This window comes from Methanococcus voltae (assembly GCF_017875395.1).
Classification (GTDB): domain Archaea; phylum AGJL01; class Methanococci; order Methanococcales; family Methanococcaceae; genus Methanococcus; species Methanococcus voltae_C.
Window position 1 is genome coordinate 1 of record NZ_JAGGMO010000008.1, and the last position, 12,220, is coordinate 12,220.

Below are 12,220 nucleotides of genomic sequence, written 5' to 3' on the forward strand. Positions count from 1 at the left end.
AGAAGTAGTTAATGAAGAAGTAGTTAATGAAGAAGTAGTTAATGAAGAAGTAGTTAATGAAGAAGTAGTTAATGAAGAAGTAGTTAATGAAGAAGTAGTTAATGAAGAAGAAACTCCAGAATATTGGTTTAATTTAGCAAATATGGCTAAAGATAATAACAAGAAAATAGAATACTATAATAAAGCTTTAGATATAAACCCTAACTATGAAAATGCCATCAATGGTAAGGAAGCAGTTTTAAAATCCATTAAAGAATTAGAAAGATTAGAAGAAATTAGAAAGAATAAAGAAACTGCAAAAAAATTCTGTAAAATGGCATATGGTGAAAAAGATAAAGCTACACAGCTCAAATATTATGAAAAAGCTTTAAAATTAGATTCTGACAACATAAAGATATTATTAAATTGTGCAGTAGCACACCATAACTTAAAAGAATATAATGAAGCATTAAACTACTATGATAAAGCTTTAGATATAAACCCTGGCTATGAAAGTGCCGTCAATGGTAAAAAAATAGTATCAAAACTATTAAAACAAATTGAAGACGCTAAAAAGCTTTGTAAAATGGCATATGGTGAAAAAGATAAAGCTACACAGCTCAAATATTATGAAAAAGCTTTAAAATTAGATTCTGACAACATAAAGATATTATTAAATTGTGCAGTATCACATTATAATCTTAAAAACTATAAAATATGTAATGAATATGCTTTAAAAATCTTAAAAATCGATAAAAATAATTCAAAGGCAAAAGAACTCATTGAATTATGTAATAATAAAAAATAAATATTAATTAATAATTATTTTCTATTTTTTTAAAAGTTTCATCCAAACCATTTTATTCACTTTGTTCATAAAATCCTTTGATGGACATATTTTGTATATTGATTTATTTTATCCATAAAATCCTTTACACTAAAATCATAGATTTTAGGTATTTTAAAAACCGTAGGTTTTTAAGATGATGGATATATTTTGTATTTTTAAAAGTTTCATCAAAAGTTATTTAATAACTCTATAACCAGAACTAGTCCACTCTACAACAATAGGTTCAGTAGGTAACTCCGTAAGAGTTTCAAAGTATTTTAAAGCAGCTTCAGTTCCTAATCTATCGGAACCAGCTATATAGATTAACTTATAATTCTGTATTACAGTTGAAGAGCCTGAAGGAATTGAAATAACTTGTATAATTCCCCTATTTTCTCCAGGATTATCATTAGTTACGGGGATAGAGAATCTATCGTTGTATTGGTTAGCTATTCTGTTAGCTATTGGTCCACCTACGATAATCGTATCTCCATCGATTTCAGTATCGTCTGAATGTATATTTTCTTTTAATTCTTTTGCTAACTGTTTATCGAAGCTACTTCCGTAAACTACGTTTGAATTTGAAACTGTCCTTCTTAATGAGCTTGATTCTATGCTTGGTGAAGCATCTATTTTATTATTCTTATTGTTATTTGAAGGTACGTGAGTATCTATTGTAAATGTTGTAGTTGTTGAATTACTGTTGTTAGCATTATCGGTAGATGTAACGTTTAATAGGTATGTTCCATCGTTTAATGTTTTTTCCGCTACGTAGTAATCTCCTGTTTTAGTTAATGTAATGTTTTCATTAATATTTCCATTAGTTATGTTTGCCTTTACTTCTTTAACTTTAGATCCAGAATCTAAAGAGCTAACGTTTATTAAGAATTTATTAGTTTTTAAAGTTCCTGTTGGTGTGTTTATTGATACGTTTGGAGCTGTTGTATCTATAACGATCCATTGTTTTTTAACAGCTCTATTTCCTGCATTATCAAATACATAGAGTTTTAGCGAGTAATTTTTATCAAGTAGACTATTATAACTTAGGTAGTAAAAAGTAGGATATTCTGCAAGAGTATTATTCCAATCGCCAAGTTCAGCTACTATTCTATCAATACCACTTGCGTCTACTGCAGTTACATTTACTATAAACCTATCTACGTTTAATATTGATTTATTTACTGGTGAAAGCACCGTGAAAGTAGGTAGTGTCGTATCAACTGAGAATATTACTTCATCGGTTACGTTTTTGTTTCCTACAATATCTTCAGCGTAAACCTTTAAACTATATTTCCCATCTATAAATGTTTCATTTAATGTATAATAACTATTATTTTTATTTAATGTATAATTAGTTCCATTTATGTTTGCTTTTACTTCTTTTATTCCATTTGTATCGTTTGCTGTAGCATTTATAAATATATTAGTTGTATTGTATACTTTAGCTGTTGGAGTGTTTATTGATACGTTTGGAGCTGTTGTATCTACAACAACCCATAGTTTTTTAACAGCTCTATTTCCTACATTATCGAAAGCATATATTGTTAATGAGTGATTTTTATCCGTTAGATTGTCATATGTGACATCATAATATGTAAGATATTCTGTAAGTGTAGTATTTGAATCGCCAAGCTCGGATATTATTTTATTAACACCACTTGCATCTCTTGCAGTTACATGTACTCTAAATTTTGGTATGTTATATATTGAGTTATTTGAAGGTATATGTACTGTGAAAGTTGGACCTTGAGTATCGATTAATCGAGGCAAATAATCAATATTATCTAGAACTATAGGGTATGGTTCATCACAAAATCCATCATTGTCATTGTCAGGATGAGTTTCTGAGAAACCTGTTCCTTTTGGATTAAACCAGTAGTTTCCGCCACCTTTTTCTTTTGTAGTGCTCCAACTGTTTCTTTTAATGGGTACTATCCTTAAATTGTTTGTGTTATTAAATATATTGCCTACAAAAGAGTTACTTTCGGAATAGTATATGGAAATACCTTGAGCTTTTGAATTTATAACACTATTATTTATGATATAATTATTGTACGATTGATATAGATGAATACCATCGAATTTTGAACTTATAATACAATTATATAATAAAGAATTATTTGTTGATTTATCCAAGTAAATGCCATAATTGTTTAAATTTACAGTATTATTTCTAATTAATGTATTATTAGAATTCCTTAGATTAATGCCATAACTAGTTGAATTTATGGTATTATTAACAAGGGGATTGCTATTAGAATCCGATAGTGAAATACCAATACCATTTGAATTTAAAGTATTATTTAATAAAGAAGTATTAATTGACTTACTTAAACTAATGCCGCAAACATTTGAATTCACTGTATTATTAATAATAACGTTATTCTTGGTATTATGTATCGAAATACCATACTCTTTGTTTGAACTCACAGTGTTATTAACAATCCTGAGATTATAGGAATAAAACGTAGAGATACCTGCAGTAAAATTCTTTATTATAATGTCCTGTATTGTAACATTCTTTACAGGATCTACGTAAATAGCAGTACTTCCAGTACCATTACCATCTAGGGTAAAACCATTACCTTTGAGTGTTACATTATCGCAACAAATTCTAATGGGATTTCCCAAGGGGGCAGTTATGTTGTTATTTAAATAATATATTCCGGGGCTTGTAATCCGCGTTTGTTTAGTTATTGCATTATCTGCATACGCCGTATTAACAGCTAACATCATTATGACTAAGAACGTAAAAAATATCAGTTTATTATTTAGCTTCATGCCTGTTTTCCTCCATATGTTATGAATATATGTATAGTTATTCAATTAAATAATTGTTGATTTAGGTTATAAAGATAGTTCTAAAATTGTAATATTATATACGATAAAATAAAAAATAAATAATAAAAAATAAATAATAGAAATAAAAAATAAAAAATAAATTTGTTAAAAAAGAAGTCGATTATATATTATTTTACTAAAAAATGATTAATATTCCTAATTATCAACTTATAAATTTATTTTATAGTTATTTTAATTAGATATCTGATTTAATCGATATGAATAATTATTTATTTAATAAACTAAATAAATAATTATGTAAAATATGCTGGAGGATATTATGAACAAAAATTATAAAATATTATTTTTTACAATGTTAATGGTAACAATATTGGCCGTTAATACATCATATGCAGAGATTGGTACCCCAATAACGGGGCCTGTTACAATAGATACGCCAGGAATGTATTATTTAGCAAATAATATAACCCTTTCAGAAAGTGCTAATGCCATAACTATTGAATGCGGTAACATAACAATAGATGGAAAGGGATTTACCCTTGATGGGTCAGTATATGATAGTGTTGCTATAACGACAAATACTACTGCACTGATTAAAAATGTCACAATAAAAAATTTTAAAATAAAAAATTTTAATAGTGGTATATATTTATGTGATATGGAAAACGCCACTATTATAAACAATACCGTCTATTCGAATAAATATCATGGTATCTTCACATTTTTTGCTACCAATGTAACAATTGCAAATAATACGGCCTATTCAAATAATAATAATGGTATTTGCCTATCTTTTACTCATGACAGTACAATTAAAGATAATAACGCAAGTTTAAATAATAATGGTATTTATATAGCCTACTCTACGAAAAATAAAGTTATAAACAATACTATGAATTCAAATGGTTATAGGGGTATTGAAGCACTTGAATCTGATAATAACACCTTTATAAACAATAATATAACGTTAAGTAATGACGATGGTATTTTTCTAGAGGACTCTAATAATGCCATATTTATTAATAATACCATAAGTTCAACCGTGATTAATGGTGGTATCGAGTTAAAAAACTGTAATAATACAGTATTTACTAATAATACAGCTTATTCAAATGATGATGAAGGTATTCGTTTAAACGCCTGTAATAATACAGTATTTATAAACAATACTATCTATTCAAATGGCGAAGAGGGTATTTACCTCACTAATTCCCATAATAACACCATTATAAACAATAATGTAAGTTTAAATTATGACGAACAGGGTATTTACCTCACTAATTCCCATAATAACACAATTGCAAATAATACTGTGAATTCAAATCAGGAAGAGGGTATTTACCTCACTAATTCCCATAATAATACAATTGCAAATAATAAAGTATGTTTAAATGAAGATGAGGGTATTTATCTGGGTAGTTCGCATAATAACACCATTATAAACAATAATGTAAGTTTAACCCAGAATAATGACGATGGTATGTACTTCATTAATTCCCATAATAACACAATTGCAAATAATACTGTGAATTCAAATACGCGAGAGGGTATTTACATATACTGGTCCAATAACAATACAATTGCAAATAATACTGTGAATTCAAATACTAATAATGGTATTTATTTAGGATATTGCTGTAATAACACCCTTATAAATAATATTATAAATTTAAATAATGAATCGGGTATTAGAGTAACTAACTCATATAATAACTCAATATATGTTAATAGATTTAACAATACAAAAAACGTTTTCTTATCCGATAACATGGGATTAAATTACTTCAACACAACAAAAGAGAAAGGTGGTGGAAACTACTGGTTTACACCCGAAGGAACAGGTTTCTCTGAAACTCATGCAGATTTAGATAAAGACGGTTTCTGTGACGAAATATACAATATATCCTTAGGTAACATAGATTACTTACCAAAATGTTTTAAAAGAGAAGAACCGGCACCTAAATCAAGCAATAATAACAATAAAAAATTAGATGCTTCCACTAGTATCGATTCTAAGTCTTTAAGAAGGACAGTTTCAAATTCAAACGTAGTTTACGGAAGTAACTTCGATAAACAATTAGCTGAAGGTTTAAAGGAAAATATACATTCAGACGATACTGAAATAGACGGAGATACAATTATCGTAGGTGGGCCAATAGCTAACAGAATAGCTAACCAATATAATGATAGATTCTCTATCCCGGTAACTAATGATAATCCTGGAGAAAATAGAGGAATTATACAAGTTATAAGTATTCCTTCAGGCTCTTCAACTGTAATACAGAATTATAAGTTAATCTATATAGCTGGTTCTGATAGATTAGGAACTGAAGCTGCTTTAAAATACTTTGAAACTCTTACAGAGTTACCTACTGAACCTATTATCGTTGAGTGGACTAGTTCTGGTTATAATGTAGTTAACTAACCTTTTGATGAAACTTTTTTCAAAAGTTTCCTTTGAAACTCTTACAGAACTTCCTGAAGAACCTATTGTTGTAGAATGGGTTGATGGAGGATTTAGAGTGGTTGAATAACCCCTTTTTATGAAACTTTTGAAAATACAAAACATGCCCATCATCTTAAAAATCTTAGATTTTTAAAATATCTAAAATCGAAGATTTTATATAAAGGATTTTTACTCGTTTCACTCGTAAAAATGGTTTGGAGTGAAGCTTTTTTCAAAAGTTTCGTTGAGTGGACTTCTAACGGACATATGGTAGTTAAATAAAAATAATAAATAATAATAAAATAATAACTTAATAAAAATAAAATTAAAATACTTTTTTCTTTTTTTTAATTGATTAGTATTTTTAGTTATTATTGTCTACACCACATATTCAATAATCTAAATCAACAAGTATTTATCCTATTAAAAAAATAAATGATTTCATAAGATTTGTGGAGGATAATATGAACAAAAACTATAAAATAACATTTTTTATGTTACTAATGGTAACAATGTTAGCGATTAATGCAACGTATGCAGATATGCCAATAACTACAACTCAATCAATCAATACGCCTGGAAAATATTATTTAGCCAATAATATAACAGTTTCAGATGCAGATGCTATAATTATTACATGTGCCAATGTAATAATAGATGGTAAAGGGTTTACCATAAAAGGAAATAATAATATGATGATAAAAGGGATATATGTATATGATTCTTCGATTGTTGACAATATCACAATAAAAAATGTTAAAATATCTAATTTCGGAAGAGGTATACATATACAAAATGCAAGAAATATAACTATTGTAAATAATACCATAATTTCAAACAATGTTCATGGTATAGAACTTGCGAATTCTAATAATAACACCGTTATAAATAATACAATGAATTCAAATAAGGATTATGGTATTCGTATCAGTTATTCCGACAATAACACCGTTATAAATAATAATATTAGTTCAAACCAAGAAGAGGGTATTTACGTAACAAATTCTGAATTTAACCTTATTACGAACAATACTGTGAGTTCAAATTTAGGATTGGGCATTAGCTTATTAGCTTCTAATAATAACACTTTTGCAAATAATAGCATTACATTAAACGGTTATGATGGTATCCGATATTTCAACTCCCATTATAACACATTTACAAATAATAATATTAGTGTAAATAATAGGGACATATACGGTTTGGGAGGTATTGTCGCAATGAGTTCTAAAGGTAACTCCTTTACAAATAATACTATACATTCAAATGGAAAGTATGGTATTTATTACAAGAATACAGAGGATGAATCCCTTACGAATAATAAAATAAGTTCAAACTTTAATTATGATGTTTGGATGGAAGATTCCAAAAATATCGCTATAGTAAATAATACAATGAATTCAAGTACTGAAAATATTTATTTGGAGAACACTCAAAATATTACAATTATTGGAAATTCTTTAAATGAGGGTATTACCATATCTGAATTAGATGGAAGTTACTTATTTTATTATAATACTCACACGATAGTAAATAACACAGCAAATGGTAAAACAATTTACTATTATAAAAATAATAATACGGGAAAAGTTACAGAAGATGCTGGGCAGGTAATACTCGCAAATTGTTCAAACATGATAGTAGAGAATTTAGACATATCCGACGTATATACTGGACTACTTGTAATATATAGCTCAAATTGTTCAGTAAAAAATAATAATATTAGTTCAAATCAGGGTATAGCTATTTATAACTACTATTCTGAGAATAATACGATTACAAACAATATATTGAATTCAAATAGATTAGAGAGTATTTATATACGTGAATCTAATAATACCATAATTACGAATAATACCGTATGTTTAAATAGTGAAGAGGGTATTCACTTACGTAATTCAAATAACTCTATAATTATGTGTAATAATGCAAGTTTAAATGATGATGAACAGGGTATTCGCTTAGATAGTTCGCATAATAACACAATAAGAAATAATATCGTAAATTCAAACCAAGAAGAGGGTATTTACTTAACTAGTTCTGATAATAACACCATTGAGAATAATATTGCATTCTTAAATGGGGATGAAGTTATTCACTTAATTAACTCAAATAATAACAAAATAAGAAATAATATCGTATGCTTAGGTAAGGAAGAAGGTATTTATTTAGAGAATTCTAATAATAACACAATTACGAATAATACTGTGAATTCAAACCAAGAAGAGGGCATTCAGTTACTTAACTCAAATAATAACGCAATATATCTCAATAAATTTAACAACAGTAATAACGTATATGTTGAGAATTCTAACTTAAATTACTGGAATACTACAAAAGAGAACGGTGGCGGTAATTACTGGGCAACTCCAAACGGAACAGGTTTCTCTGAAACTCATGTAGATTTAGATAAAGACGGTTTCTGTGATGAAATATTTAATATTTCATTAGATAACATAGATTACTTACCAATTTCTGGCAAAAAAGTAGAACCAACGCCTGAGCCACAGCCTGAGCCAACATACAACAGAAATAATAACAATAAAAAATTAGATGCTTCACCAAGCATAGAATCAAGCTCATTAAGAAGGACAGTTTCAAATTCAAACGTAGTTTACGGAAGTAGCTTCGATAAACAGTTAGCAAAAGAATTAAAAGAAAATATACATTCAGACGATACTGAAATAGATGGAGATACAATTATCGTAGGTGGACCAATAGCTAACAGAATAGCTAACGTTTACAACGATAGATTCTCTATCCCTGTAACTAATGATAATCCTGGAGAAAATAGGGGAATTATACAAGTTATAAGTATTCCTTCAGGTTCTTCAACTATAGTTCAAAGTTATAAGTTAATCTATATAGCTGGTTCTGATAGATTGGGAACTGAAGCTGCTTTAAAATACTTTGAAACTCTTACAGAGTTACCTACTGAACCTATTGTTGTAGAATGGGTTGATGGAGGATTTAGAGTGGTTGAATAACCCCTTTTGATGAAACTTTTTTTAAAAGTTTCCTTTGAAACTCTTACAGAGTTACCTACTGAACCTATTATCGTTGAGTGGACTAGTTCTGGTTATAATGTAGTTAACTAACCTTTTGATGAAACTTTTTTCAAAAGTTTCATTTCATTATTTACTTTTTTACTTTTTTTTATTAAACGTTTTAAATTAAATTTAAAGTTTTTTTAAGATTGTTATTTTTAAATAAATATATTAACAATCACATTAATATCAAATATAAAATTAACTGGAATAGTTATAAGAGCTAATTTTATTAACATATTTAAATACATATTTGAATTTATTGTATAACTATTATTTTTAGAGGGGTTATTTTCATTTTTTATGTTTACGGTATTTGAGTTTCCGATTATTATTATCATAGTAAATCACCTTTTTGTGCTACATTGCTTTTAGTTTTGGAAGTCCCCTTAACTTCCCTAATTATACCTTGTCCTGGCGTATAGATTAAGCCCAGTATACTCATTAAGCTTAATAGACTTAGTAAACTTATTAGGCTTAATATTTTTATATGATAAAAAACAAATCAGTATAATAAAAAAATAAAAAAATAAAAAATCAAGGGATTATTGTGAACGATAAAACGTCTAATTATACAATAAGGGAAAAAACTAATGATTTACAAAAAAATATGGAAAATATGAAGAATAAAGGTTCTAGGGTACATATTGCGGTTTTAGGTTATGAATTAGATAGAATAACCGAAGTTCCAATTGAAATACGTACAGATAAGGTATATATAATCACACGTAATGAAGATAAAGAAAGCCCGGAAGCAGTTAAATTTTTGAATGAATGTATAAATAGATTGGAAGATAATAAAATTAAGACATTTATTAGGCGAAACGAACCCTTAAATCTTGAAAATATAATTGTTGAAATGAAAAAGATTATTAAATTTGAAAAAATGAACGAAGTACGTGAAATTTATATAAATGTTTCATCCGGCAGTAGTGTAGGGGCAATTGCTGGAACAATATGCGCTATGCTTTTTTCCGATGAAAATACGAAAATTACCCCATATTATGTTATACCTAATGAACATTATGAAAATTTAAGTGACGAAGAAAAATTAAAAAAGCAAGAAAATTATCGGAAATTGGGCTACGATGGAATTATGCCACGTTCTTTTGGCGTTTATGGAATAGAGTATGTCACTCCTTTTAATATAAGTCTTCCCGATGAAAAATTAATGATATTTGCAAAGAGAATTTATGAAATGGAAAGAGAAAGCGAATACGGAGTTTCAATGAAAAAGATTGCAAAGTTAGTAATTGAAACAAAAGAATCTCAAAATCTTATAAAATTAATAACTGAGCCCGAGAATAAAGAAGAAGAGGAATATAATAAAAAATTAATGGAAGATCTGTTAAAAAAATATAAAAAATTGGATTATGGGGAAAATGAGATATTAACTATGATTGAAGAAAATTACACCATACTAAAATGGAGAAAAATGAGGATGGGTATTGAAAAAGGCGACGAAGAAAATATAAAAAGATTGCAAAGAGAAAAACCAGAACCTGTGGATTATGTTTGGCTTAAACAAAATGTAATCTCTAAATTACAAAAATGGGAAATGATTGAAATACCTGAAGATAGAATTGGAGGCTATAAAAGAGTTAAATTAACAAAAAAAGGAGAAGATTTAGTTAAATATTTATATTAACTTATCACTGTTGTTATAATTTATAAATACTTTGTAATAAATTATAAATAATTTGAAATAACATGTTTTTTAAATATTTTCTTTTTATTTGTTAATATATGTAATTTTATTTTTTCTTTTTACATTTCTATTATTATTCCATTAATATTCTATTACTATTCTATTACTATTCTATTATTATTCCATTAATTATTTTAAAAATTTATTGGGAAAATACTTTTTCAACACATATATTAATAACAAACATCTAAACAAGATAATATAATAAAGTAATTAACGATAATTTTTTTAGTGATACTATGGTTACCATATTTGAAAATTTACCTGAAGACTGGGAAATTAAGAAATTAGGTGAAATTGCAAAAATCCGAACTGGAAAATTGGATGTAAATGCTGAAAAACCCGACGGTAAGTATCCTTTTTTCACTTGCTCCAAGGAGATTCACAAAATCAATGAATGGAGATACGATTGTGAATGTGTATTGGTTGCAGGAAATGCAGATTTGAATGTAAAGTACTATAAAGGTAAATTTAACGCATATCAAAGAACCTATATCCTAGAAGTTTTAGATAAACGAATAATAAAAACCAAATATCTATATTATTTTTTGAGTGTATATGTTGATATATTACGAAAAAAAAGCAATGGGGGGGTTATAAAATACATAAAGTTATCTGATTTGGCGGATATATGTTTACCAATTCCTCCATTAAATATACAACACGAAATCGTTAAAATTTTAGAAAATATAGAAAATGGGATAAATTTAAGGGAAAAAGCAATTTTGGAAACTGAAAATTTAATAAAATCTGTGTTTTTAGATACTTTTGATGACCTCTGGCACAATCCAAAAGGTTGGGATGTTACGGAAATAAAAAAAGTATGTTTAAAAATACCAAATATAGTCCCAAACGAGTCTTTAGCTGACGAATATATTAATTACATTGATATATCGGCAATAGATAACACGTCTAAAAAAATAGTAAATGTTAAAAAAATTAAGGGGAAAGAAGCCCCCATCAGAGCAAGACAAATTTTAATGAAAGATGATATTTTAGTAGCCATAGTTCGACCTAATTTAAATTCTGTAGCATTAGTATCTAATGAATATGATAACTTGATTGCTTCTACAGGATTTTGTGTTTTACGCCCTAAAAAAAATATGATTAATGAAAAATATTTATTTGAAATTTCAAAATCAGATTATTTCATATGTAATTTAGTTTCGAAATGCAAAGGTGCAAATTACCCTGCAGTTAACAAACCGGATGTATTGAATTTGGAAATTCCAATACCGCCAATAGATTTACAAAATAAATTTGCTGAAATCGTTCAAAAATTAGAAGAAATTAAAGAAAAACAAATTAAATCAAAGGAAGAAATGGAAGAATTATTTAATTGTTGTTTATATACTACTATTATTGGTAATTTAATCAAATAATACATATTAAATTTTTATGTACTTTTA

The 12,220-nt window shown here is 27.4% G+C and carries 6 protein-coding genes; 5 read left to right on the forward strand and 1 reads right to left on the reverse strand.

The genetic code is table 11. The features are described 5' to 3' along the window. A partial coding sequence (locus tag J2127_RS07640) for a tetratricopeptide repeat protein (protein WP_209732971.1) occupies positions 1–787 on the forward strand: 787 nt, incomplete at its 5' end. 216 nt (positions 788–1,003) lie between these two features. On the opposite strand, the gene J2127_RS07645 is transcribed toward J2127_RS07640, so the two are convergent. Further along, positions 1,004–3,589 carry a NosD domain-containing protein gene (locus tag J2127_RS07645; RefSeq protein WP_209732972.1) on the reverse strand — a complete coding sequence of 862 codons (2,586 nt, stop codon included), beginning with the start codon at positions 3,587–3,589 and terminating at the stop codon, positions 1,004–1,006. A 340-nt stretch (positions 3,590–3,929) separates the two neighbouring features. Here J2127_RS07645 and J2127_RS07650 point away from each other — a divergent pair, with 340 nt between their 5' ends. From J2127_RS07650 to J2127_RS07665, 4 genes are all read left to right on the forward strand, one after another. Continuing rightward, positions 3,930–6,035, forward strand: a complete 2,106-nt coding sequence (locus J2127_RS07650; protein WP_209732973.1) for a NosD domain-containing protein — start codon at positions 3,930–3,932, stop codon at positions 6,033–6,035. Between the two features lie 485 nt (positions 6,036–6,520). Then, complete coding sequence (locus J2127_RS07655; protein ID WP_209732974.1) at positions 6,521–9,043, forward strand: NosD domain-containing protein; 2,523 nt, start codon at positions 6,521–6,523, stop codon at positions 9,041–9,043. A 610-nt stretch (positions 9,044–9,653) separates the two neighbouring features. Then, positions 9,654–10,751 (forward strand): DUF6293 family protein, encoded by a 1,098-nt coding sequence (locus J2127_RS07660; protein WP_209732975.1) that lies wholly within the window; start codon positions 9,654–9,656, stop codon positions 10,749–10,751. Between the two features lie 299 nt (positions 10,752–11,050). Continuing rightward, positions 11,051–12,193: a restriction endonuclease subunit S gene (locus J2127_RS07665; protein ID WP_209732976.1), complete on the forward strand. Its 1,143-nt coding sequence runs from the start codon at positions 11,051–11,053 to the stop codon at positions 12,191–12,193. Positions 12,194–12,220 lie beyond the last annotated feature (27 nt).

Coding starts and splice junctions, on each gene's coding strand:
- J2127_RS07650 (WP_209732973.1), top strand. CDS start 3,930: ATGAACAAAAATTATAAAATATTATTTTTTACAATGTTAATGGTAACA.
- J2127_RS07645 (WP_209732972.1), bottom strand. CDS start 3,589: ATGAAGCTAAATAATAAACTGATATTTTTTACGTTCTTAGTCATAATG.
- J2127_RS07665 (WP_209732976.1), top strand. CDS start 11,051: ATGGTTACCATATTTGAAAATTTACCTGAAGACTGGGAAATTAAGAAA.
- J2127_RS07655 (WP_209732974.1), top strand. CDS start 6,521: ATGAACAAAAACTATAAAATAACATTTTTTATGTTACTAATGGTAACA.